The organism is Wolbachia endosymbiont (group B) of Hofmannophila pseudospretella, from assembly GCF_964028515.1.
Taxonomy (GTDB): Bacteria; Pseudomonadota; Alphaproteobacteria; order Rickettsiales; family Anaplasmataceae; genus Wolbachia.
Window position 1 is genome coordinate 164313 of record NZ_OZ034788.1, and the last position, 25187, is coordinate 189499.

Consider the following 25187-nt stretch of genomic DNA (forward strand, 5'->3'; position numbering starts at 1 on the left):
AAACTAAAACATCTTCTCACTTTAACTCTTAATTAGATTTGAGGTAAATCATTAAAATCTCCACTCTTTTAACTGAGTCTGATAAAATTTAAAAACGGCAGTTTATTGAATACTTTACATGATTAAACCATTAAAACTCTTCAATTTTACTGAATTGATGGTAATTTCAAGGTATTTGCTGCTCAAATTTAGATACATGCTAATTTCTCTATTATAAATACTTAAATTATAAACTATTTACTCTTTAATTTTGGTTATTAGTACTGCGATCCAGAGGTATTCCAACATCACTCACTTCAGAAGAGCAAAGTACTCTGATAATCTGGAATTTCAAAGTAAGGTCTCGATATTACTTCTTTTATAACCTAACGAAAATCTGAGTTCAGAACATAAAACCAGTCCCTTAATATAACTACTTTGCTGTTCCCTTACTATCATTTACAAAGAAGCCCTTATATTTTTCTACTAAATCTGGTCTTTTCTTCATCTATATCTCCTTCTACACCTAGAACTCTATTCGCCAATTCCCTATTCTCTAGAGAAATAAGTAATGCTCTATATCACCGTCAGAAATTAATCTGCCGCACCGAGAACTGATAGACCTTTTTATCTTTCCCATTATCTCTTTTCTTGGGGTGAGTAAAACAATATATTTTTCCACATAGTTATAAGCTGGGAACCATAAAAACAGCTTCATGATCAGCCATTTTAAAAGTTCGATCAAGTTCAATATTCCTAAGCGTTGTACTTGCCTTATATGAACAATAACATCCCAATGTAAGGAAAGTTAATGCAGTCAAAGCAAGTGAAATAGATATTCCTAAATGAGACATTGTTAAACTTGTGCCAACAGCAAATACTCCAGATAATATAAGAGAAGCAGAGGCATAAATTATTTGCTTTCTACTCTGAGCTCTTGCTTCTGAGAATTGAGATTTTACTGCTGAACTTTGTTCAGAGACTCGAGATAGGTTGCTAGTCCTTTTACTATAACCTTGTTTTACATTAACACCCACAGACTCAGTGGCAACTTTTGAATCCATCTCATCCTGGATTGATATATCAATATTTTCCGGCTGTTCATTAGCTAGAATAAGCTCATCATGCAAATTTTTTACAGAGCAAAAATGTGAGGGATCGATACTAAAGCTTTCTTCAATGCCTTCTAATCGTTTATTCTCTTCCTTTAATCGTTCTATATTTCCTCGTAATATACTATTTTCTAATAGCAATTCCTCACATTGTTTCCCTTTTGCATCTATCTCTTGTTCCAGCTTTACTAGTTTAATTTCATAGTCTTTACATAACTCAGCTTTTCCTTCCGGTATATCTGCATCCTCCACTTGTATACACGAATCTTCGGTTTCTCTTTTTGTCTTTTCCGCTCTTAACAAATACTCATAATCATCTTCTAACCCATTTATTTTTTGCATTAATCGTTGATTGTTCTCATTCAGCCCATTTATAACTTCCTGCATCTTTTCTTTTTTATTAAATAGCAATTCCTTTTCTTCTTTCGCTGTAGCAAGTTTTTCCTTAAGTTCATCATTTTCTGCTAGAAAATCTTTATTCTCTTTTTCAAGTTTATCTACTTTTTTCTCTAACTCTTGAACACTGTTATCTAAGGATTCATTCATCTTTTCCAATCCCTTCAATTTTTGTTCAAGATACATGCTTTTAGAATCACTTTGTGGTAATCTTGTACCAATATCTACGAGAATTTCTCCTACAAAATCCATAAACTTTTTGAAATGTCTCTCATGAACTATCACTTCTTCACTTAGTGTAGTATTACCCAGCTTTTCCACAATTTCTTGGATTTTTTTTAAACTATTGGATAATAGCTCCATTCGTTCAACAATTTTAGTTACTTCACTTACGTTCAATTCATCACTCAGATCTGCATTACTAGTATAATTCTCACCAGTGGTAACTAGGTTAGATGGATTGGCAGGTTTAATCGGGGTACTCGTATCAACAGAAGCTCCAAATGGCATAAACAGTGCACTTCGGCTGCTCTTAATCGATCTACCTAGTGAAGGTATATCACTATTATAAAGTGTTCTATCACCACTAGAGGCAACTTGCTCTTGTCTATAATTTGTAGAAGTTCCTGTTGGACTAGTACCATTTTTCTGATCTTCTCTACTGCTTTCATTCGTAAAGCGCTTCACTCCCATTACCCTCCTAATATTCTCTCCAAGTTCTTCTCTTTCGATTATAATACGAGATTCATTTTTTTCATAGTTAATTTTATCATATAATTGTTCACATTCTTTGTAGGACAATATTGGTTGTAGCGTCTTCTTCTTTACTTCTTCATCGTAGAAAGCTCTCAGCTTATCATTTGATAATATTGCTATAGCTTCTTTTACATCAGGATGCAATTGAGAATGCCCATTTTTGCATGAATGAACACGGTTCAGTAGAAAAATCTTAACAGAGTGTTGCTTGTATTCCATAATTTCCTCTAATGTAATCCCCATAACTTTTTCTTGTGATTCTATGTATCCTAGAGCTTCTTCAAAGTCTTGTCTGTTAGAGGTGAGAGGTTGAGCTTTTTTTAACTTTTTGATCTCACTATCTTTTGGATGCACACCATTAACTTCAATAACAGGGATAACACTTGCAGAGTCAATCGCATTTAACACAATACTACAATCATCTTGATTTTTTAGGAAAGCTTTTAGCTGTTTTTTAAAGTTCAATAAATTACTTAATTTATCTTCATTAGTTTTAGATTTTTTGATTTGATCATAAACGTTTCTGGCTGCTTGGTTATTCTCTTTATCAGTCCTTATTTTACTTTCTAACTTACCAAGGAGTTTGCTCAGTGGTTTTTTAAGTTTCTTATAATCGTTAACAAGCAGTTCTCTTATCCGTCTTTCAAAATCTCCTTTTTCTTTGAATCTCAAAACAGTATATAGATCATCTTCAGCCCTCTGCTGATCGGATTTTGTATTTACAACCATAACCTTACCTAACACTAACAGATACTGCTGAACAGAACTTAAGGGCGAAGTTAAAACACACTTAGTTAAAGTCATAAGCACTTCTCCAATTAATCTTACTAATATTCTTCTGGAAAACAACATATCTACTGACCTTATTCTTGGGAATATAAATAGAAAAAGTGCATCACCTATAGTCTCCAGAAAACCTGGTGTTAGCTGTCAAATTAAGATTTCTAGAAAATACTCAATAATTCCAGACAGATTTCTCTAGGCCTGACCAGAACGTTTGGGTATCAAATAGGTCTTTCTGGAGTAATTAGGTGTTGTAACTTAGTTACAAACTTAGTACCATAGCGTTGTTTTCATGATATAGGGAGGTTTAAATGCCAATAGAAACAAAACGTCAGGCTGAAGTGCTTAAAAAGCTACAAGATGTGATAAAACATACAGATCGTGACATTGCGGCTGGAAGAAAGTTAGCTATTAAAAGGTGGGTCGAGACCTATATAGAGTATATCAAACTTTTTAAGGATGATAAGCTGGAATTCTTATATAATGTTTTTCGAGATGAAGGTTGTTGGTTAGGTACAAGGTTAAATAATACTGTTTTAGGTCAGAAATTGACTGAAGAGAAAATAGGAGAAATCGATAACCCACTACCAAGGTATGGTATGGCATCTAGGTACTGTATAACGGGCAAGATAGGTGATTTTTTCAACAAACAGTTTGTACTCTCTAGAGGTCAATTTACTTCAGAAGAGGTAGATAGTCAAGGTAATCCGATCAGTGATCAATATGTAAGAAACATTCTGCTATCATCCATGAAGAGAAATGGTCCTGTGTTTGATTTCTGGATCGATAGAGAATCTGGGGAATTAAAGAAGTATGATGCAGTAGAAGGTTTTGACAGTGCTGTAAAACTTAAGTGGAGCGAAGGGGTAGAGTATTTTTATAATCAGTTAGAGGAAAAAGATAAGGAGAAGAAGCTTACAGAAGCTATTGTTGCTCTTTCTCGTCCTCAATCTGTTGAGAAAGACGCTCCTATTTTAGATTTTTGTGTAAGGAATATAGGCGATAAAGATACTCTTTTACAGAAATTATTGCAGAAAGATAAGGGAGTATATTCCCTTCTTGCTGAATTAATAGAGTCATGTTTTTTTGATACGGTTCATGATTTGGTACAGTGCTGGTGTTATAAAGGCGTTTCAGCAGGAGGAGACTGTTCGGACAAGATATTCTCACAGCAAGACTATGAACTTTTTCTTTATTCACTTTCAAATGTGATGTTGAAAAATCCTGAGTTAAGTGTTCAAGCTAGATCCCTTATTATGGAGATTTGGAAATGTGAACGCTTTGCTGAATACAGAGAGACCTCTGTTAATACTTCTAATTATACAGTTCCTATAAAGAGTGTACTTGGGGGATTAATCATTAATTGGAAACGAGAAGATGTTTGTAAGCCCGATAGGGAAATAGAGAAAGAAGAAATATTAGATATGATTTCATTTGCCAAAGGTTGCTTTCCTGAAAAGTTTGACCTTTTTAAAGAAGTCATGATAGAAAATCTTAGAATATGTGGTAGGGAAGGAAAGAGGAAAGGTGTAGATTACGGCAAGTTTGCAGAAGAGTTATTTCTTCAGTTAGAGAAAGTAACTTTACCTTCTGTAGGTGATGGTCCTTGGAATAATTTGCGGTCTCAATCTAAGGTATCTTTGCCACTTGATGGTTCTGGTGATGGCCCACAGTCTGAGTTTGAAGCTCCTAGTGTGAGTGGTATTTCTGGTTCTCATAAGAAAAGAAGAATCTAGTCTACTCATTAATGTGAGTGGTTTTTCTGGTCTTAGCAAATAGAGAGGTGCTTTGTGTCTTTAATAAGAAGTTTAGTGGATGGAGATCTTGATGGTTTTAGACAAGAGTTTGAATCCTTTTTAGATCAATGTCCATTTTTCTTGTATCATGTAAGTACAGGACGTTTCCTTCCTGTATTCTTTTTCAGTATGTTTGCTACTGCTCATGATGCTAATATCTTAAAAGCAAATGAGAGAGTGTATTTTCGTTTTGATAATCATGGTATTGATACAGGTGGTAGAAATAGAAATACAGGGAACCTAAAAGTCGCTGTTTATCGTGACGGACAGCAAGTTGTCAGATGCTACAGTATTTCTGATCGTCTTAATAGTGATGGGTTAAGGTTCAGTACAAGGGAAAGAAATGCTCTAGTGCGAGAGATTAGAGGGCAAAATCCAAATTTAAGGGAAGAAGACCTAAATTTTGAGCAATACAAAGTATGCATGCATGGAAAGGGCAAGATTCAGGGAGAGGCGATTGCAACAGTATTCGAGGTGATTCGTGAAAAAGATTCTCAAGGTAGAGATAGATTTGCTAAATATTCAGCGTCTGAGATTAGCCTTCTTAGGCATATAGAACGCAATAGGCTTAATGGGATTAATGCGCCTGCGCCACGCAGTTTGTTGACAGTTAAGGAAATAGGAAGTATACGACTCAATCAAGATCAGAGAGTACAGCTTGGTCATTTGGTCAATTTTGTGCAAGTTGCACCGGGTCAGCAAGGGATTTTCAGTTTTATGGAAGTGCTAGCAAGTAACCAAAGAATAAATATAGAACGTGGAATAAATGAAGGAATTTTGCCATACATAACTCGAATCTATCGTAGTTACCTAGGCAACCTACAAAATGACATTCAAAATCGCAGTCAAAAGTTTGAGAGTCACGGATTTTTCTTAGGTTTGTTGGCAAATTTTATTCATCTCTACACAATAGATATTGACCTTGACTTGTCTCCTGGAAATTCATATGTTGCTTTTCTTATATGTCATCAGGCAGAGAGAGAAAACATTCCTATCGTTATTAATGTTACTAGATGGAGGACATCGTCTGATATTGCATTAAACCGCGCTAGAGCTGATGCTAAAAGATTACATGCTTCTTCATTTATATCTATTCACACTGAATCAAGAAATGCTGTTTGTATTGGATTAAATTTTAATCTGAATATAGATCCTTTTAGTATTGATACAGTAGAGTTTTTAGAGAATAGATTTCCTTTGGTACAAAGATTATTTGAGTGTTTGGAGGATGAAGGAATTAGAGAAAATATTAGAGATTTCTTGCTTCAACATCTTCCTAACGAAATACCAAGAAATGCAGAGAATTATAACAGAATATTTGATTGCATAACTGGTTTTGCTTTTGGGAATAGTATTTTAGAAGAGTTCAGATTAGTAAACGCAGTTCAACAACGTGTAAGAAAGTATATATTTAGATATGGTGATGAGAATCATGCTTTAACCATGGTCTTCCATACTCAAGGTTCTGATATAGTTATACTTCATATTAGAGATAACAACGCTGTACAACAAGGAGCCATCAATTTACAAGATCTTAATGTTGACGGAAATAATGTTCATGTACGGGAAGTTTCATGCACACTTAATAATCAACTTGGCCTTAATATTCATACAGATAACCTTGGTTTATATCACAATTACCAAAATAATAATGCAAATAATTTTCTTGGTGGTAATCTTGTGCAAGTGCCTAATGCTGGAAATGTGCATAATGCTTTAAATCAAGTTATGAATGATGGCTGGCAAGATAGATTTCAGCATCAAGAATTATTTAGAAACATTTCTGCAGTATTAATGCCAGAAGATACGCATGGCAATATGATAATAGATGTAAATAGCAAAGATAAGTTTCGCTCTATACTACATGGTACATTTTATGCTAGTGATAATCCTTATAAAGTGCTTGCTATGTATAAAGTTGGTCAAACATATAGTTTAAAAAGGTGGCAGGAAGAAGAAGGAGAAAGGGTAATACTTACAAGAGTTACAGAACAGAGACTAGGTCTTCTATTATTAAGACAACCTACAGCAGATACTCACCCAATTGGATATGTATTAGGATTTGCTGATAATGCAGAAGAAGTAGAACAGGAGCAAGACGAGGCAAGGTACAAAATAACAGAATTGATGAGCAAACAAAGGGGATATTTGCCTATTACTTCTGGAAATGAGGTGGTTTTGTCTTATGCTGTATTTAATAGAGGTGCACAGAGAGCAGAAGACTTTATATCTCTTCCACAACAAGCAGTGTATGTACATAGACTTGATCGTCGTGGTCATGACTCAAGACCAGAAGTATTAGTGGGACCTGAAAGTGTTATTGATGAAAATCCACCAGAAAATCTATTGTCAGATCAAACTCGTGAAAATTTCAGGCGCTTTTACATGGAAAAAAGACCAGGACAGAACTCGATTTTTTTGCTTGATATAGATGATAATCTGCACGTTCCATTTAGTTACTTGCAAGGTACTAGAGCACAGGCAATAGAAACATTAAGGTCAAGAATAAGGGGAGGTGGTACTTCTACAGCACAAGGAATATTACAACAAATAAACACTATCCTTCGTAGAAACAACGCTCGTGAAATAGAAGATGTGCATAATCTACTTGCACTAGACTTTGCAACAGAAAATCAAAATTTCCGTTATTGGCTACAAACTCATGACATGTTTTTCGCTGCACGACAATATACTTTCCATGATGATCGATCTAATCCAACTAATGATCGTCATGATTTTGCAATAACTTCAGTAGGAGTCGATGGAAATCAAAATGATCCAACAGGTAGGGACTTATTAAGTAGTAACATAGATAACTTTAAACAAAAAGTAGATTCGGGTGAAAAAGATAGATTAACTGCTATTATTAATGTAGGTAATCGTCATTGGGTTACATTAGTTATTGTCCACCAAAATGGAAATTATTATGGGTATTATGCTGATTCACTTGGTCCAGATAGTCGTATTGACAATAATATTCGAGGAGCTTTAAGAGAATGTGATATTAGCGATGATAATGTCCATGATGTTTCCGTTCATCAGCAAACAGATGGCCATAATTGTGGCATATGGGCATACGAAAATGCTAGGGATATTAACCAAGCTATTGATCAAGCTTTACAGGGAAATAGTAACTTTGGAGAGAAAGGTGAAGGTATTATAGGTTATATACGTGGTCTTCTTAGTGCAGGAATTGGAAATGACACTAGACAACCTCAAAGAAATGAACAATACTTTAGAAATCGGAGAAGAAATATTTCACAATTATTCCAAAATGATTCTCTATCTTCTCCTAGGGGTAGATTGATTCAAGGTCGTCCAGGAATTCAACATGAAATTGATCCATTACTATTACAATTTTTAGAACTCCAATATCCACAGCGTGGAGGTGGGGGAGCATTGCAATTAGGCGGAGAAAGAGTGATATCAATTGATTTTGGTCCGCAATCTGTATTGGATGAAATTGATGGAGTGAATAGAGTTTATGATCATAGCAATGGTAGAGGCAGTAGGTAGAGGTTAATAGGTGAATGAAGTATTTCTTTACTCCATATTTACGCGTTGGTTGTAATGGGTCTTTTAATTTATTTCTGCATATTTTTTTTGGGGGGTTGTTTATTAACAATAATATAGAAGATATTAATAAAGCTTTTGTCCGTAAAGCACATTCATGAGAGCGATATTTTCTTAAAATCAGCTAGCTTTAGATGCTGAAGTTGTGTACCGTTTAGAATAACTTCCTTAATTTTGGATATAAAATAATTTAAACGTAAGATCCACTGTAAAAGATAAGATTTAATTTGGAAGAAAAATTGATGTGATTAGAACTTGACCTTACATAGTATAGGAATATTTTTTATAAAAAGAACAATATCCATTTGAAATGTAAAATTATCATAAATTTTTCTTTTTGTTCTCAAATGAATTACTATTAATTTAGTATTATATATTGCTAATAACTTAAATAATCCAACCATTTCCAGCAACAAAAACCGCTACCCGTGAGAACATTTTTCTTTGGGATGGGATGGTCTACCAAATGATACATACGAACTTTTTTATATAACGATTTTACTATACCGCAAAACTAGCTATACCAGCCTACTTCAACCACATTTACATACGAACTGATTTGCTTAGCTTTGTTGCAGCAATTTTGCGTTTTTACTTTAATAATACCATTTCTATTTAAGCTGTTCTCACAAAGGTACGTACCTTTTTGCGATTTTAGAAAAAGTAAATAAGTGAATTTTGCTTGATGCTAGAGAAGGGGATATTTTTGCTAAAAATTGTCTTTCAATCTACTTACATAGAATAGTCTTATGTTTCTATCATTTGACTTTCAATCTCAAAAAAGTTAATATTAGAAAATGAAATACGAGGGGTGTTCTTTTATGCCTAATTTAGCTAATACATTTGTTGATGACATTACACCTGCAATTTATGCATATAACCAAGAATTAAGTAGGATATCTTATAATCAGTTTGTGTTTGCATGTAAGCGGTGTTTATCGATATATTCTAAAGTAATAGATGATATTGAAGAAGAATATAACCATCTCAATAATGCAGTTAATACTGGGCAGACTATAGATGATATATTGAAAAGACTAGATCAGATCACAACAGTACTTAATCAATTTAATGAATGTCAAATTGTTCATACTAGTACATCATTCATTCCTATTGTGCTGAAGTTAGAGAGAACCATGAAAAGTGATGTTGACACAAACGCTGAAAAACTGAAGCAAAACAAAAAAGAACTAGAATTATTAAAGGGTATAATTGCCAACCAAGAAGCTGGTATATTAATTCCTAAGATACAAGAATTAAATAATAGAGCAAAATTATTGCAAGATAATATAAGAAATTCTTGGATACAGGTAGTTATTACAAATGAAAATGTTGAAACACTAACTTTAGAACAAAAAAGTAGCATTCAAGGGAATAGCAAGCAGCTTACTAATCCAGATAACGAAGATGCAACCCCACTGTCAGAATTTGATGCCGAAAATCTTTATCTGCCACAAAGTGGTAAAAATAATTATCATGATTCACCAACATCAATAACACCGCCTCCAATAATCAGGAAAGAAACTGAACAAAATGATACTAAAACTAATAAAAGACGGCTTAATAAGTCATGTAATAGAAGTACTACTATAACACAGAGTACGCAAGGGAGTAAGGTGCCTATTATAGCTATAACATTTATAGCCATAACATTAGCAACGATTACAATACCTGCTGCACTCATTGCACATTTCGTTTTCCAAGCTAGCTTATTAACAATAGGAATAATATCAGGGATTGGAGCTTGTTGTCTTATTTTTGCTGCAATCATATACTATTGTAATAAGCCTTCAAAGTCACTTGAGAATAGCAATGCTGAAGATGTAGTGAATCAAATAACAGTGTAAAATTATAACTTAAGGGGTAAGAAATATAGCAGGAGAGTTGGCTTTGTTACCTATGAAAGGCCGGCTATACAAGCAACTTATTGAAGATCTTATTTTTTTCCAATCAATTTATCCAATTTAGTAAGAGTGTTAAATTTACGGTTCTGTCATATCTATAACTCCTATAATCCCAGCTTTAATGATCTTCTTTTCTATGGTTTATAAATGCGACAGAATCCTTAAAATATCTCTAATTGTAATTATAATGAGGTTGGAAATATGCGGAAGTAATTTTTATACGTTAGCTACAGTTAAAACATAATTGACTTTGCCTAGTTAATATTTCAAATTATAAAAAAGGCAAATAATTCTATGATATTGCAGGGCAAAAAAGGGTTAATAACCGGAATAATAAATAAGAGGTCAATAGCATATGGTATAGCAAAGACCCTCTCAGAACATGGAGCTGAGCTTGCAATTACTTATCAAAATGAAACAATAAAAGAGAAATTATTACCAATAGCAAGTGAATTAAATGTAGAGTTAATATTGCACTGTAATGTTTCAAATGAGGAAACTATAGATAATGCTTTTAAGGAAATAAAGGAGAAGTGGGGTGCTATTGATTTTTTGGTACATGCAATAGCATTCTCCGATAAAAATGAGCTAAATGGTAAATATGTCAATACTTCACTAAATAACTTTATTAATGCAATGCATATATCGTGCTATTCTTTTACTGCTTTAGCGCAAAGAGCGGAAAAAATGATGTTAAATGGCGGTAGTTTACTTACTTTATCTTACTATGGTGCTGAAAAAGTTATGCCAAATTATAATGTGATGGGTTTATGTAAAGCAGCACTTGAAGCAAGTGTAAAATATATAGCATGTGATCTCGGACCACAGAACATCAGAGTAAATGCAATTTCTGCTGGTCCAATCAGAACTTTGGCATCTTCTGGAATAAGTGACTTTCACTCCATATCGGAATGGAATAGAATTAATTCTCCACTTAGACGCAATGTTACAATAGAAGATGTTGGCAAGGCAGCACTATACTTATTAAGCGACCTGAGTAGTGGTACAACTGGAGAAATTTTACATGTTGATTCAGGGTATAATATTGTGGGAATGAAGATAGTAGACTAATAGGTTCTGTCGCATCTATAAACCATAGAAAAGAAGATCATTAAAGCTGAGATTATAGGAGTTATAGAGCCATTAACATAGCAAAATTCTCAAAAGTAGAAACATTGTCATTAGCTCCGATAATTTGTTTTTTCTGAATCATGCGAATATTTTCTATACCTGTAATAGTAATCTTTGCGGAATGAAAATTTTTAAAACTAAGCATAGGCTTTATTCGCTTCTTGATAAACCTATCAACAATATTATTTAGATATTTTATTTGAAGAACTGTAATCTTCAGAAATTTCTGCATTCAAATCATCAAGAGCAGCAGTATTACTGCCGCTTTTATCAATGACAATTTTCTCAGGAAGATAGTTATACCAATTCCCACTATATAAAGAACAGATAGACAATAATGGGAAAGAAGTGATACTAAAGTAGATAAAATAGAGAGGTATAAATGGCATTAAGGTCAAAACTATTAGACGAAAAAGTTGTAAATTTGGCGAAAGAAATGTTAAAAAAGGTCAGAAATAACGCATATGTTTCAAAAAAGTTACAAGCGGTGATAGCAGGAAAAGAAAGTAGTATAAGCGCTGTGGCAAGAATATGTAAAATTTCAAGGACTGCTTTGACTGAATGGATAAAGCATCTAAAATTTGGTAGAGTAGAAAGATTATTTTCCCCGTCTCAGCGGCGAAGAAAAAGCAAATTAAACAAAAATCAACGTGAGCAAATTGAAATATGGGTAGAAAGAAATCCAAATATTACTATTAAGGAAGTGCAAATAAAAATCTCAGAGGAATTTGGCCTAAACATTAGCAAATCAACAGTGCACCGTGAGATACAAAGGATGAAGTTTTCTTACATAACACCGAGGCCAATTCACCATAAACAAGATAAAAACAAGCAAGAAGAGTTTAAAAAATACTTCAATAAAATAGTCAATTCCCACCCTGAAAAGGAGGTATTTTTTTGATGAATCACGATTTGGAACTCATTCAAAAATCGGACACGGATGGTTTAAAAAAGGGGTCAGAACACAGGTTAAAATGAAAATTGGTAGACAAAATTTCTATATCTACAGTGCGGTAAATCCAAGAAGTGGTAAGAAAATTAGCCTACTTGCTCCATATGTAAACACTGATTGTATGAATATATTTCTGGAGCAGATGTCGAAAGATTTAGGCACGAAAGAAGCCTTTCTTGTAATGGATTGTGCAAGTTGGCATAGATCAAAAAGTTTGAAAATTCAGGAAAACATTACCATCATATACTTGCCTCCTTATTCACCGGAACTGAATCCTGTTGAAAGGTTGTGGCAATATATCAAATACAATACTTTACGCAATAGTATCTACGATACCATAGGTTTACTTGAAGATGTTTTGTGTAATTTTATTGTCAATATTTCCAGTACTACTATTAAACGAGTTTGTAATGTTTCTTATTTGTTCGGTCAGTAATGGATTTTGGTATTACTCCTGAAGGCTTTACGAAAGAATGCAAGTGCTGCAGACTTGTCTCTACTAACACACAAGAGGAAGTCTACAGTATTACCAATAGTGCTCTATATAAATAAACCCATTTACCGTTTAATTTAATGTAGGTCTCTCCAACTACTACCAACCTGCTTCTTTCTTTTCCTTACTGCCTAATCTATCAGTGGTGATAAACCACTTTGTAACGTAGCATGGTCAATTTTTGCTCCCCTTATACTCATAATTTCTTCCAAATCTCGATAGCTCAAAGAGAATCGACATTTCATGTATACAGATAACATCGCTGAAAAGCTAAATCCTTTGAAATATGGCAATAATTTTTGATTGATACGAAACATCTTTGCTTTATTTTTAGACAATTATATCATTCTTCTTTCTACTTCCCTACAAATGCGATAGAACCGTTAAAAATGAGCATGGCTTTTATTATAGAATGCCCCCTATAGAAGTATATAGACTATGAAGACTTATCTTACAGGTTATGGTACGTGTTGTTGATAAAATGTTTTTTCTACATGTACTTTTTCCACACTGCACCTTCTTGATAAGACTGGCTCCTCAAGACATTTTATACGTTGTTGTACATCATTAATGCACTGCCCTATAACATCACCAATTTTTCCATCAGCATTTTTTGCCAATAACTCATCAAATCTCTTCTCAACTTTTGCTCTCTCAGAAATGTTTTTTGGAATATTACAATATTCTAAAATCTCATCTATCTGAAACCGTTTTGCTAATAGGAAGTCTTCTTGTTCTTGAATTTCCTTAGTCTTAGCTCTAGAGTAATGATTTCCTTCAAGATATATTGTTTCTCTCTCTTTACTACCCCATAACTCGTCATTTAATTTATAACTCTCACGATTCAATAACTCATTTAGTTGATCATTGTTTATCATTTCAGGGTTTATCATTTCAGGATTTGGTTCAAACTTTTGTTGTTCCTCTCTACCATCTACTTCACAATGGACATTAATTTCAATATTAGCTAAAGAAGCTAATACCTGAACTTCTTCAATGAAAATAAAATAATTTGGTCTTTCTATTGCCTTAAGGTAAGCTTGGTAAAGTTTAGATTCATTAAGAAATGAGCGTGTAATAAATTCACTGTTATATTGGTCATCGTACTCATCTTCACTATGGTTATTAAGAGTCTCTGCATATTCTCTTAAATTAAGCATAGCTTGATCACACGGTATATTAAGTTTGCTAACAACTTTATTCACTAACCTCTTCACATTATCTTCAACATTTTCAATTTTCCTTTTTGTTTGCTCAACCAACTCCTTTATTTTATCAGACTCGCCAGTTAAATCTCCTGGCTTGTTCAAAAACATATTAAAAACTTTTTCTAGCTGACTCCTTAAAGAATCTGGCATATTGTGATCATCTAAAGACGTAAATTGACTTAAGAATTTGTGCCATTCCATTCTCATATCTTGTGCTCTTTCAGCTTTATATGGACCGGAGCTATTATCACCAAACACTGCATGGAAAAAGCAATTGCCATCACCTGTAGTACTATATTTAACTACTTGACTGCTAGAGAGTTTTTGCTCCACATCACTAACAGATCGTCCTATAACAGGATAAGGAGTTATTTCTTGTCCTGAATTTTTGAATCTTTTTAGACTTTGAACATCAGAAAAATCATTTGGTAATTTTCGTTTTCTCATATTTTTACCTTCACTTAAGCTAAGCAAGTAGATAATTAAAGTATAGCAAAAATTTTTAAATTATGCAATAATTATAGCTTTAAATAGCAAATATGAGCTTTAACTGTGGCATAGTTGGACTGCCAAACATAGGAAAATCAACCTTATTTAATGCGCTTACAGAATCAAGTGCAGCTGAAGCTGCAAATTATCCTTTCTGTACAATCGAGCCAAATGTTGGCAAAGTGCCAATACGAGATCAGCGTTTGAAACAAATCGCAGCGATTGCCCACTCAGAAAAGATAATCTACAATCAACTAGAAGTTGTCGATATTGCAGGCTTGGTTAAGGGTGCAAGCAAAGGTGAAGGACTAGGAAATAAATTTTTGAGTCATATCAGAGAAGTTGATGCCATTGTTCATCTGCTCAGGTGCTTTACGGATGACGATATCAGCCATGTAAACAGTAAAATAGATCCAATATCAGATGCTGAAATAGTGGAAATGGAGTTAATTTTCGCTGACATTGATAGCATAGAAAAAAGGCTACCTCAACTTGAAAAAAAAGCAAAGCAAGGCGATAAAGAACTAAAGAAACAACTTGAGTTGACTCAGGAAGTTTTAGCTACTTTAAAACTTGGTAAACCTGCAAGAAGTTTGAGAACCATGGACGAAGCTGAAATGAAGTCACTTCAATTGCTGACAACAAAACCTGTTATGTACGTCTGTAATGTTGAAGATACTAATATCATAACTGGTAATGAACTATCTAAAAGGGTGGAAAAAATGGCGGAAGAAAATAAAAGTAAATTTTATTGCATTTCAGCAAAACTTGAAGCAGATATTGCAAATCTTGATAGTGAAGAGGAAAAACAGAATTTTTTATTAGAATTTGGCTTGCAAGAATCAGGACTTGATGGAGTAGCGCGTATTATGTATGAAGTGCTGAGTATGATAACTTTCTTTACTGTAGGGCCAAAAGAAGCACGGGCATGGCCAGTAAAGATAGGATCAACAGCTGATAAAGCAGCAGGTGTAATTCACACTGATTTTGAGAAAGGCTTTATAAAAGCAGAAACGATAAGTTTTGCAGATTATGTAAAACATGGAAGCGAATTAGCTTGCAAAGATGCAGGCAAAATTCGCTTCGAAGGCAGAGACTATATAGTGCAAGATGGTGATATAATGCACTTTAGGTTTAATCTGTAATTAACGATCATATGCCCTATACTCTGGGTTTGATTTTTCTTCTACAGATACCCCTTCTAGCCTAGTCTTAGGACGAGAAAGATACTTAAGATCATATCCTCCTCCTATACACCCTACTTCTAATTCTCCTGGTTTTAGTGAATCAAACGAAAAACTAACCGATGGTACAGGTACAGCAGCCTCAAGTGTTACAATCTCCTCCTTTTGCGATTGTATATTTTGCTCCAGATATCCTTCTAAAAATTCATGTAAAGCTTTATCTTCCATAATCACATCCTTATTTTGCCTAGCTAATTCTAAAATTTCCTCTACTTGAACATTTTCACCATTAATAGTTACCTGACCAATCTCAATGTCACTAGGATTTACATTTAAACTAATAAAGCAGTTAACAGAATTACCTTTCTCATCTTCTGCACTCCACCTAATTTTCATATTGCATGTTGCATCTTTTGCAAAGCGGTAATTTCTTTGTTGCTTATCATTCTTTTTAATCGTTACAATTAGTTTACCATCGCTGTATATTTTTGCTCTTTTTACCTCATTTTTATTTCTTTCCATCCTTTCAATTTTGTTAGAGCCTGTACGTGATCTCAAAAAAGGGATAGAATGAGAGGATAAAGTATATAAAGTAGGATATGCGAAGTTTATATCCAAGTGATATAAGTCGAGAAAAGTTTGAGATTATTGTAGCAGATCTGGAGTCTTGCAGGAAGAGGACAAAGCCAAGAACACTTGATTTATATCATGTATTTTGTGGAGTGTTATACGTCTTAAAAAGTGGCTGCCAGTGGAGAATGTTACCAAAAGAGTTTCCAAAATGGCGGAATTGTTACGACTATTTTAAGAAGTGGAGTGAAAAAGCAGATGCAAATAAAGAAAGTGTTCTGGAGCTGGTATTAAAAAAAAATAGTTGGCGTGGTCCGACAAAACAATGGTCGGAAAGAAAAAACCAGCTTCTGCATAATTGATGCACAAAGCGTAAAAAATGCAGATACTGCTGAAGAAAAAGGCTATGATGCAGGCAAAAAGGTTTCAGGAATAAAACGCCATATTGCGGTAGATACACAAGGTTTACCCCACGCAATTTATATAACAACGGCAGAAATAACTGATCGTAGTAGCGCTGTGAGAATGGTTAAAAATGCTAAAGAAAACCTATCTGAAGTTAAAAATATACTAGTTGATGCTGGCTACACAGGAGAAAATTTTGCAACACAAATAAAAGCAACTATTGGCGCTACCGTTGAAGTAATAAAGCGAAACGAATTACACACCTTTGTCGTATTGCCGAAAAGATGGGTTGTTGAGAGATCTTTTGCTTGGTTGCAAAAATGTAGGCGATTGTGGAAAAATTGCGAGCGGAAACTCAACACTAGCCTGCAAATGGTCGTTCTTGCTTTCGCTGCTTTGCTTCTGAAAAGATTATGAACAGGCTCTAAGATAAAATAAAAACTTTGACTTGTGATAGTTTAAATACCTTATTACAATAATATGAATAAATTCATCAACAAGAGGCAATCAGTACCAAAGTTAAGTTGCGTTTGAATTGGATAGAATTATACAAAAAATTAGGTCATGCAGGCAAAGTGTGTCAACACTATAACATTTCACGCTTTACCTTACGAAAATGGTACAAACGTTATGAAAAGCTAGGTGCACAGGGATTGTCAAACTTTAGTAGCAGGCCTAAAACTTTACCCTTACAAAAAATCAACGAGTCAAATGAGCAGCTCATTCTTCATCTGAGAAAAGCTAGAAAATTAGGAGCAAGACGTATTCAAGCTGAATTGAAGCGTTTACATGATATCTCTTTTGCATTGGCTACTATACACAAAGTTTTGAAGAAACACGATGTAAGTCTTTTACGTATTAAACGCCACTATATCGCAAGCAGATTAAGCGTTATAACTGCAAAGTGCCAGGAGAGCGTGTACAAATGGATGTTTGCAAAATATCCTCGGGGCTTTATCAATATACTGCTATAGATGATTGTACGCGTTATAAAGTTATCGCATTATACTCAAGGCGTACTTCAAAAAATACTCTGGATTTCTTAAAACAATTAAGGGAAAGGGCTCCATTTCATTGTTAAAGGATTCAAACCGATAGAGGACAAGAATTTTTTGCTTACGAAGTGCAAGAGTGTCTAAAAGAATGGAAAATAAAATTCCGTCCAATTAAGCCGTTTTCACCACATTTAAATGGTAAAGTAGAAAGAGCGCAGCGTACAGATTTAGATGAATTTTATAGTAGCGTTAACATTAAGGATCATGAACTGCAAGTCAAGCTTAGGGATTGGGAAGAATATTATAATAAACAACGTCCTCATAGCTCTCTTCAGGGAAAGACTCCTTGGGAAAAATATAAAGAACTGGAAAAAACAATTCCTTGTCTAAGTGAAATACAAAAAAATTATATTTCATCAAAAGAAACGTTTGTCATGCAAAATTACAAACATGACCAAGAGTTAAAGTCACTTCAAAAATACAAAACCTCTTAACAGGTATTTCAAGTTCAGACTTGATCTGACAAATTAGTTGCAATAACCTCTATGAATCACACACTTTTAATCCGTACGAATAGTTCTCTATTTTGTCTATACCAGATTCATCAATATACAACAGATCTTTAGGAGATTCTGCCGATATAATTTTCAAAAATTCAGCTCGTTTTTCTTCGCTCCTTTTTTCGTATCCATAAGTCTTCTTTTTTTGCGTGTCAATCCAATTTTTCAGAGCTCTATGAATCGTTTGACGACTTATATTGCCCCAGAATTTGGCTACCTCTGATTGTGTTTTACCACCGTACTTTTTCACAAATTCTGCAAACGCATCCCGGTCGTGAATTTTATGATTATAGCACCTATTCTCCAATTTCTTCGATTGAAAATCTCCTGTTTCTTTCCTCCTTTTCTCCCATTTGTACAATGTTATAGCCCTTCTTATAATACTCCAAATATAGACCAGTAGCGTATTATAGTCTGTTCGGACTATTGTAAAAAGGGCTATACTCTACCAATTTTGAACCTTTTTGCTACTGCTGTTTTACTCTCTCCTTCACTCAACGCTTGAATGGCTTTTTTCCTTAAGTCATAGCTGTGTGCTGCTGACACTTTTATCTTCTCGTTACCCTAAATCCCTGTTTATCATGTTTCTATTATTAATTAGAAGGGCTATGCTAATTTATAACTGGTACTAGAAGATCTTTTGCTTGGTTAGAAAAATGTAGAAGGCTATAGAAAATTGTGAACAAAAACTCAACGTTAGACGATAAATGGTCGTTCTAGCTTTCGCTTCTTTGCTTCTGAAAAGATTATGAACAGGTTCTTAGTGAAAAGATGGCTTGTTTTTAAACTCTTTTCAGGTTTAATAATATTTACACTAAGATTATCATAATGATTAACTTCTTCATTTTCGCCTGACCAATAACGTCCATCAAAAAAGCCTACTAGACCATCTTCTTTTAGAAATTCTTTTGCATCATTCATCCCTTCTTCAATTCGAATAAGATATCTACCTAACCTATTTTCAAAATTCTTTTTCTGATCTTCATTAGTAAACTTCTTATCTAATATATTCATTATTTCTTTTTGCTGACTCAATATCGCATAGTTAAAAAGAAAAATATCCCTTTTTTTTCGATAATAATTTGCTATTTTATCAAGTGGATCTGCCGGCTGGCCGCTATTATAATTTACATAATCATTAGGGTCTTCACATTTATTATCCTTAAAATCGAATCTCAAATTTTTAAAATCTGATAATACTTCTTCTGCCCTACCTTTAAGAAACTGAAGTGTATTTTGGAGCTTTTCTCCATAACTCATTCCATCTTTAATCCTAGAATAAATATACTCACCCAATCTTTTTCTAAACTCTTCTTGTCTTTTGAGATCAGGAAGCTTATTATCTAATATATTGATTATCTCCTTTTGCTTGCTTAACACTACATAGTCAAAAAGGCCTCTCTCTTTTTTATACTTCTCTGCTATTTTGTTAAAACACTTACTATCATTATAATCCAATTTTTCGAAGTCTTGGAGCACGTTTTTTACATCATTCTCACTAAATTGAAGATTTGTTTGAAGAGATGGGTTAGTTATATTCTTTCCACTTTGATCATCAGGTAAAACACATTGAGAATTTATTTGAGTGGGTGGGATAGCTAAACTTTCTTTGCTTTTTAAAGAAGAATTATTATTTTTTTTAGGCGGTGAGTTTTTCTCCTCAATACTAAAAACATTTAAAAAATTAAAAATGCGACCAAACATTTCACACCTCTTATACGTAAATAAGCTTAATTATAACTTAATGCCAAATGTTGTAAAGCTAAAATTAACATGTAAATTCATTATTTTAAGACAATTATAAGTATCTTCCTTCTATAAAAATTTTATAATCCGCATATGACAAATGTTTAAGATATTGATTTTGTTTGTATTTTTATTACTTTACCAGGCAATATTATTAATGAATTAGTCAGACAAATATCTTGGCCAAACTTTACTCCATCCACAAACTCTCCATTTGTTACTCCAGTTGCAATGAACACTGATTCACTTTTTGCCATGTCTTTCACGGTGTAGATTTTTTCTGGGTCAGTGATATTCAAATTTTTTGCTCTTTCTTTTAATTGATCCGTGTCAAATATTAATCTTCCTTCTATCTGCCCACCGATTGAGCTTAGCGCTGCTGCTGCAAGCACTCCTTCTGGAGCTCCTCCTGTACCGATATACATGTCGTGATTGCCATTTATTAGCGAAACTATGGCTGCAACATCACCATCATCTATTAATTTCACTTTTGCTCCTAGCTTCCTAATTTTTGCTATTAGTTCATCATGTCTTTCACGTTTAAGTACAATTACTATAAGATCACTTGCTTTACATCCTTTTGCCTTGGCTAAATTGTCCAGATTCTTCTCAATCCTATTTTTTAGTGAGACTACACCCTCTGGGAGATTTTTTCCCACTGCTATCTTTTCCATATAAACATCAGGTGCATGTAAAAAATTACCTTTTTTTGTTGCAGCAAGAACAGACATTGCCCCTTGTTTATAATGAGCGCAAATCGTAGTGCCCTCAAGTGGATCAACAGCGATGTCAATCTCAGGGCCACTTCCTGTGCCAACTTTTTCTCCGATATATAGCATCGGTGCTTCGTCCCTCTCCCCTTCCCCAATCACAATTGTACCATTTATTTCCATTGAGTTTAGCACCGTACGCATTGCATCAACTGCAACCTGATCGGCCTTTTTTTCATTACCAAGGCCTGCCAATTTATATGCAGCAAGTGCTGCAGCTTCGGTTACTTTCACTAACTTATAGGCTAAATCTTCCATCATTTACTCGAGAATCATAGATCAATATATATCATGCTATTTGAGACTGCAAGGTTCCTTGACTGACTTTGATGAAGTTGATATAATAAGCGTATAGCAACAATGGTAAGATTTGAATATGGTCGGTAATTTAACTTATGAAGATGTAAAGAAATTTGTAACTGATAATCCTAATATAGCTGCTCAGGAATTTGGTGAGAAGCTAAAACAAAGTGGGCTAACAGATGCAAAGATTTGTGATTTATTTATGGATATTCTCCGCTCAGGGAAAAGCAGTATTTTAAATGATTATGATACATTTCTAAAAATTGCTGAATTGCTTGCAAAGTCAAATATTAAAATTGATATTGGAGATACTACTTCTAAAACTGTATTGGATTACGCTGTGGTAGGTGGACAACCTAAGGTTATAAAGGTATTTTTGGATAGCGGTAAATTTGATCAAGAAAAAAAATTGAACGCTTTGTCTGCCGCCGTTAATGGAGGTAATGTTCAAGAATTTGAGATATTTTTAGATTACATAGATCATACGAAAATACTAGATGTTCTTAACACAGCTCCTTACAATGAGGGCAATGAAGTTATGAAGATACTCTTGAATAACAAGAGATTTACTGGAGAAGAGAAAGTTCAGGATCTGAGTAATGCCTCTATAGATGGCGACCTACCAAAAGTTAAGTTACTTTTAAAGTATATGACAGGTATACCAGAAGATGGTATAAGAAATCTTCTAAAAATAATTGAAGAAGGGAAATTACCACTCAGAAAACAACTTCAAATAGATTTTGAGTTTAAAGTCGACTTCAGCAATTCTGATCACAATAAATATCTCTCAAGCTGTGTAATAATTGCACTGCTTAGATCAGCATTAAGTAACACGCCTAATTTGGGAGGGAATAGAGCGGAGTCCAGCAGTAGTGGAGAAACTGCTGTGCTAAATAGCAATGACGTTAAAAAGTGGTATGCACGTATAGCGAGAACAATAAACTCAATCAGTTTTGAAGACTTACAAGGGGATTTAAATAAGCAAGAAACTAGTTTTCAAAGCAAGTGTGAACAAGGTACTGTGTTAGGAAACGCATTGCTAGAGCGTGCAATTCAAAATGAGAATTTCAATGTAATAAAATTTCTCTTAGAAAATAGAGTGACCGTTATTAATGCAATCAGTCAAGAAGACAGGTATTACGTTAGCAAAATTGAAGGAGACAAATCTATATTATGCTCTGTTGTCTCTTACACTGATGATGACGCTGAGATTCTGAGCATGTTACTGCAAAGTGTTAATGCAGAGCAATTAAAACTAGATCCTGAAAGTGAATTGTACAGATTATATCAACAGTTAAAGGATGATGCATTCTGCATTGCTTTTTCAAAAAAGAATTCTGTAGCAGCAGCAACATTGATACAAAATGATCGAGCAATAATTGTGCCGCATGGATCAGCAACAAATAAGGAACAAGAAACATCTCACATAGAAACAAATAGTGTATCCAATAGTAATAGAAATGTTATTAGTAGACCTGTAGCAATAGTGCCTCCAGTTAGTATTAGTGGTAATAATAATAAAAATGAAACGCCTATATCAACAAGGGCTGACCCAACTGTCACACCAAATAATGATAAGAAAGCTAACGGCTTTATAGATGCTCAATTTTCTCCACCACACAAAAAAGAAACTAAATACAAAGAAAGTTTCTACACCTCATTAAGGAGTGATGTTATTGGAGTTGTTATTACAGGATTGTTTGTTGCTACTGCTGTGATAGTTCCATCTGTAGCTGGTGCAGTAATTTGTGGTGTTGTAGCTGTCTTGGTTACAATAGTAACTGGATTACATGTAAAAAATTCTACATTGCCAAGTTATAGAGAGATGAAAGAAAATAAGGTTGAACCTGCAAAACTAATCAAAAGCGTTTAGAGCAATGTTGCAAATTTGTATTAGTTTCTTTCATTTTATTAAGATTAAGTGGGACTAGTGCGATTCGAACGCACGGCCTTCGGATTAGGAATCCAACGCTCTATCCTACTGAGCTATAGTCCCATGTCTTCTGCTATTTATGCAAAATTATAGCAAAAAGTCTCGCATTTTTCTAGGCACCCTGTACAATTAATTCACAATAATAAAAAATATTTCTGTATTTCTTGAATGTAATACTGTTATATTTAATAACACGATTCCAATTGAAAGATTAATGCTAGTTAACAATATTAGTTACTTTTATAGTAATCAAGATGGCTTTGCTTTAAACGATATAAACATTAAGGTAAAGAAAGGAAGTGTTGCCTGTTTACTAGGACATTCTGGTTGTGGCAAGTCAACAATTTTAAAATTAATTGCAGGAATAGAAAACCCAAAGTCTGGAACCATTTTCATAAATGATAGATTAGTTGCAAGTAACAAAGTATCAATTGCTATAGAGCATAGAAATATCGGATTGATTTTTCAGCATTCTGCATTATTTCCTCATAAAACAGTAATAGAAAATATAACTTTTGCTATTTGCAGTACTTCTAAGAAAGAAAAATACCTTACTGCATTGGAAATCTTGAAGCTATTTAATATAGAAAAATATGAAAACATGTACCCTCATGCTTTATCAGGAGGACAGCAACAATTAGTTGCAATAGCAAGAGTAATGGCGCAAAATCCTGATGTTGTTTTGCTCGATGAACCATTTTCTAATTTAGATGTACTGCTCAAATACCGAATAAGGCACCATATATTGTCACTTTTTAGAAGTAAAAATATTCCTGTACTCATGGTAACTCATGACCCACAAGAAGCGTTGAAAGTTGCAGATTTTATTTACGTGATGAAAAATGGTAAAATTATTCAATCAGGAGTTCCTAGTTACATATACCACAGACCTAAAGATGATACGTTAGCAAAATTTTTTAGTGAGCTTCCTTTTACTCTACAGCTAAACTAAACTTAATGTTAGGCTAAAACTATTATAAGATAATTAAAAAGTCTTGATTTATAATTCAATAAAAGTGATATAATTTATGTATCACTTGGCTTCAGTCAAGTTTTAATACCTAAAAGTTAATATTTTCAACGGAGGTACAAATGAGTTTAGGTCCATGGCAGCTATTTCTAGTCTTAATAATAATCTTAGTTCTGTTTGGTGCAGGTAGGTTACCACAAGTTATGGGTGATTTAGGCAAAGGCATTAAAAACCTTAAACAAGAACTTAAGGATTCAGAGAAACTATCATCTAATGAACCAGATCGTTAGCTTCCTTATGTTTCGTGACACGCACTTTAGTGCGTGTCATTTGTTTAAACAAGGCTAAAGAATTGAAGAGGTATGATTGAAGTACAGTAATAATTATGTTAGTTAGAAGTTATATTGTTATTAAAGGGTAATTGTGGAAAAAAGTGTGAAATTGACTGAAGATAAAAAATTGGCCTCTGATATTCTAAAAGAGGTTGCAGATACTAATAATAACGATAATGATAAAGTAACATTATTTGATATTAAAACAGCTTTACATGAGCGTGGTTTTGGTATTTTAATAATCATCTTCTCCTTACCACTATCAGTACCTATACCTGTTCCACCTGGCTATACAACCATTCTTTCTATACCTTTAATCTTATTTTCACTGCAGCTTCTATTTGGGTTTGATTCTCCTTGGATACCTAATTGGCTAGAAAGGAAATCTTTTCAACGTTCAACACTAGCTCTCGTGGTAGAAAAAACTTCACCTATATTAAAAAAAATAGAAAAATTCATGAAACCAAGAATGTCTTTTATTTTTCTTGGTCCGGGTGAAAAGATTCTAGCTTTTATGATGTTGCTTTGTGCAATAATAATAGCTCTTCCATTACCTTTTACTCACTTCCTTCCTGCAATTGGTATAACTCTTATTTCACTCGGCATTATGGGTAAAGATGGATTTTTATCTACGTTGGGAGTGTTATTTTCATTCTGTGCGTTATTGGTTACCCTTATTGTAATAGTTAAAGGACTAAAACTTATAGCCGGAACACTTTCTCTTCTTAAAAGCCTTATAACTTAAAAGCTTTAAAACACTTTAATAAAAGAATGAAGTACAGCATGAAATGAATAATCTATATTGAAATATAGCAATAACTATGTTAGTTAGAAGTTATATTGTTAT

At 33.7% G+C, this 25187-nt stretch carries 16 protein-coding genes, 1 tRNA gene and 4 pseudogenes; 12 read left to right on the forward strand and 9 right to left on the reverse strand.

What is annotated here, in order from left to right; all coding sequences use genetic code 11:
- Positions 1–665 precede the first annotated feature (665 nt).
- Positions 666–3047, reverse strand: coding sequence for a hypothetical protein (locus ABWU24_RS00760; RefSeq protein ID WP_353274276.1), 2382 nt, complete (start codon positions 3045–3047; stop codon positions 666–668).
- 290 nt (positions 3048–3337) lie between these two features.
- On the opposite strand from ABWU24_RS00760, the gene cifA reads away from it, so the two are divergent.
- The 4 genes from cifA to ABWU24_RS00780 all read left to right on the forward strand — a co-directional run bounded on the left by cifA (position 3338) and on the right by ABWU24_RS00780 (position 11370).
- Positions 3338–4762, forward strand: coding sequence for a cytoplasmic incompatibility factor CifA (gene cifA, locus ABWU24_RS00765; protein ID WP_155968735.1), 1425 nt, complete (start codon positions 3338–3340; stop codon positions 4760–4762).
- Between the two features lie 75 nt (positions 4763–4837).
- A complete protein-coding gene (cifB, locus tag ABWU24_RS00770) occupies positions 4838–8338 on the forward strand; it encodes a cytoplasmic incompatibility factor CifB (RefSeq protein ID WP_353274776.1) in 3501 nt (1166 codons plus the stop codon).
- 878 nt (positions 8339–9216) lie between these two features.
- Positions 9217–10242, forward strand: a complete 1026-nt coding sequence (locus ABWU24_RS00775; protein WP_015587694.1) for a hypothetical protein — start codon at positions 9217–9219, stop codon at positions 10240–10242.
- A 351-nt stretch (positions 10243–10593) separates the two neighbouring features.
- On the forward strand, positions 10594–11370 hold the full coding sequence (locus ABWU24_RS00780) for an enoyl-ACP reductase (protein ID WP_015587693.1): 777 nt from the start codon (positions 10594–10596) through the stop codon (positions 11368–11370).
- 61 nt (positions 11371–11431) lie between these two features.
- Here the strand turns inward: ABWU24_RS00780 and ABWU24_RS00785 are convergent.
- Positions 11432–11729, reverse strand: a pseudogene (locus tag ABWU24_RS00785) (DDE-type integrase/transposase/recombinase); the annotation flags it as partial.
- 83 nt (positions 11730–11812) lie between these two features.
- Between ABWU24_RS00785 and ABWU24_RS00790 the strand changes: the two are divergent.
- Positions 11813–12818 (forward strand): IS630 family transposase gene (locus tag ABWU24_RS00790; protein WP_353274215.1). Its coding sequence is split into 2 segments (ribosomal slippage): positions 11813–12322 and positions 12324–12818, totalling 1005 coding nucleotides; the frame shifts between segments, so codons are not numbered across the junction.
- An 11-nt stretch (positions 12819–12829) separates the two neighbouring features.
- On the opposite strand, the pseudogene ABWU24_RS00795 reads toward ABWU24_RS00790, so the two are convergent.
- Together ABWU24_RS00795 and ABWU24_RS00800 are read right to left on the reverse strand one after the other, a co-directional pair.
- Positions 12830–13192: pseudogene (locus ABWU24_RS00795) on the reverse strand (DDE-type integrase/transposase/recombinase); the annotation flags it as partial.
- Between the two features lie 141 nt (positions 13193–13333).
- Positions 13334–14530: a hypothetical protein gene (locus ABWU24_RS00800; RefSeq protein ID WP_015587692.1), complete on the reverse strand. Its 1197-nt coding sequence runs from the start codon at positions 14528–14530 to the stop codon at positions 13334–13336.
- A 92-nt stretch (positions 14531–14622) separates the two neighbouring features.
- On the opposite strand from ABWU24_RS00800, the gene ychF reads away from it, so the two are divergent.
- A complete protein-coding gene (gene ychF / locus ABWU24_RS00805; protein ID WP_341815910.1) occupies positions 14623–15717 on the forward strand; it encodes a redox-regulated ATPase YchF in 1095 nt (364 codons plus the stop codon).
- On the opposite strand, the gene ABWU24_RS00810 is transcribed toward ychF, so the two are convergent.
- Positions 15718–16314, reverse strand: a complete 597-nt coding sequence (locus ABWU24_RS00810; protein ID WP_353274278.1) for a hypothetical protein — start codon at positions 16312–16314, stop codon at positions 15718–15720.
- Between the two features lie 41 nt (positions 16315–16355).
- On the opposite strand from ABWU24_RS00810, the gene ABWU24_RS00815 reads away from it, so the two are divergent.
- Together ABWU24_RS00815 and ABWU24_RS00820 are read left to right on the forward strand one after the other, a co-directional pair.
- Positions 16356–17148 (forward strand): IS5 family transposase gene (locus tag ABWU24_RS00815; RefSeq protein ID WP_341815401.1). Its coding sequence is split into 2 segments (ribosomal slippage): positions 16356–16619 and positions 16621–17148, totalling 792 coding nucleotides; the frame shifts between segments, so codons are not numbered across the junction.
- An 89-nt stretch (positions 17149–17237) separates the two neighbouring features.
- Positions 17238–18220, forward strand: a pseudogene (locus ABWU24_RS00820) (IS481 family transposase).
- A gap of 70 nt (positions 18221–18290) precedes the next feature.
- On the opposite strand, the pseudogene ABWU24_RS00825 reads toward ABWU24_RS00820, so the two are convergent.
- From ABWU24_RS00825 to glpX, 3 genes and pseudogenes are all read right to left on the reverse strand, one after another.
- A pseudogene (locus ABWU24_RS00825) lies at positions 18291–18832 on the reverse strand (hypothetical protein); the annotation flags it as partial.
- Between the two features lie 150 nt (positions 18833–18982).
- On the reverse strand, positions 18983–19990 hold the full coding sequence (locus ABWU24_RS00830) for a hypothetical protein (protein WP_353274280.1): 1008 nt from the start codon (positions 19988–19990) through the stop codon (positions 18983–18985).
- Positions 19991–20136: 146 nt separating this feature from the next.
- Positions 20137–21060, reverse strand: a complete 924-nt coding sequence (gene glpX / locus ABWU24_RS00835; RefSeq protein WP_015587689.1) for a class II fructose-bisphosphatase — start codon at positions 21058–21060, stop codon at positions 20137–20139.
- Positions 21061–21178: 118 nt separating this feature from the next.
- Between glpX and ABWU24_RS00840 the strand changes: the two genes are divergently transcribed.
- Entirely contained in the window at positions 21179–22978 is a 1800-nt protein-coding gene (locus ABWU24_RS00840; RefSeq protein WP_353274282.1) for an ankyrin repeat domain-containing protein, read from the forward strand.
- 49 nt (positions 22979–23027) lie between these two features.
- Here the strand turns inward: ABWU24_RS00840 and ABWU24_RS00845 are convergent.
- Positions 23028–23101: transfer RNA gene (locus ABWU24_RS00845), tRNA-Arg, on the reverse strand.
- A gap of 151 nt (positions 23102–23252) precedes the next feature.
- On the opposite strand from ABWU24_RS00845, the gene ABWU24_RS00850 reads away from it, so the two are divergent.
- The 3 genes from ABWU24_RS00850 (at position 23253) to ABWU24_RS00860 (ending at position 25085) form a co-directional block, all read left to right on the forward strand.
- Entirely contained in the window at positions 23253–23990 is a 738-nt protein-coding gene (locus tag ABWU24_RS00850; RefSeq protein ID WP_015587687.1) for an ABC transporter ATP-binding protein, read from the forward strand.
- Between the two features lie 140 nt (positions 23991–24130).
- Entirely contained in the window at positions 24131–24298 is a 168-nt protein-coding gene (locus ABWU24_RS00855; RefSeq protein WP_006013840.1) for a twin-arginine translocase TatA/TatE family subunit, read from the forward strand.
- 133 nt (positions 24299–24431) lie between these two features.
- Positions 24432–25085 (forward strand): exopolysaccharide biosynthesis protein, encoded by a 654-nt coding sequence (locus ABWU24_RS00860; protein ID WP_353274284.1) that lies wholly within the window; start codon positions 24432–24434, stop codon positions 25083–25085.
- The last annotated feature ends 102 nt before the right edge of the window (positions 25086–25187 follow it).

Excerpts from the sequence above, each read along its gene's own strand:
- ABWU24_RS00760 (WP_353274276.1), bottom strand. The coding sequence starts at position 3,047 with ATGACTTTAACTAAGTGTGTTTTAACTTCGCCCTTAAGTTCTGTTCAG.
- cifA (WP_155968735.1), top strand. The coding sequence starts at position 3,338 with ATGCCAATAGAAACAAAACGTCAGGCTGAAGTGCTTAAAAAGCTACAA.
- ABWU24_RS00775 (WP_015587694.1), top strand. The coding sequence starts at position 9,217 with ATGCCTAATTTAGCTAATACATTTGTTGATGACATTACACCTGCAATT.
- ABWU24_RS00780 (WP_015587693.1), top strand. The coding sequence starts at position 10,594 with ATGATATTGCAGGGCAAAAAAGGGTTAATAACCGGAATAATAAATAAG.
- ABWU24_RS00800 (WP_015587692.1), bottom strand. The coding sequence starts at position 14,530 with ATGAGAAAACGAAAATTACCAAATGATTTTTCTGATGTTCAAAGTCTA.
- ychF (WP_341815910.1), top strand. The coding sequence starts at position 14,623 with ATGAGCTTTAACTGTGGCATAGTTGGACTGCCAAACATAGGAAAATCA.
- ABWU24_RS00830 (WP_353274280.1), bottom strand. The coding sequence starts at position 19,990 with ATGTTTGGTCGCATTTTTAATTTTTTAAATGTTTTTAGTATTGAGGAG.
- glpX (WP_015587689.1), bottom strand. The coding sequence starts at position 21,060 with ATGGAAGATTTAGCCTATAAGTTAGTGAAAGTAACCGAAGCTGCAGCA.
- ABWU24_RS00840 (WP_353274282.1), top strand. The coding sequence starts at position 21,179 with ATGGTCGGTAATTTAACTTATGAAGATGTAAAGAAATTTGTAACTGAT.
- ABWU24_RS00850 (WP_015587687.1), top strand. The coding sequence starts at position 23,253 with ATGCTAGTTAACAATATTAGTTACTTTTATAGTAATCAAGATGGCTTT.
- ABWU24_RS00855 (WP_006013840.1), top strand. The coding sequence starts at position 24,131 with ATGAGTTTAGGTCCATGGCAGCTATTTCTAGTCTTAATAATAATCTTA.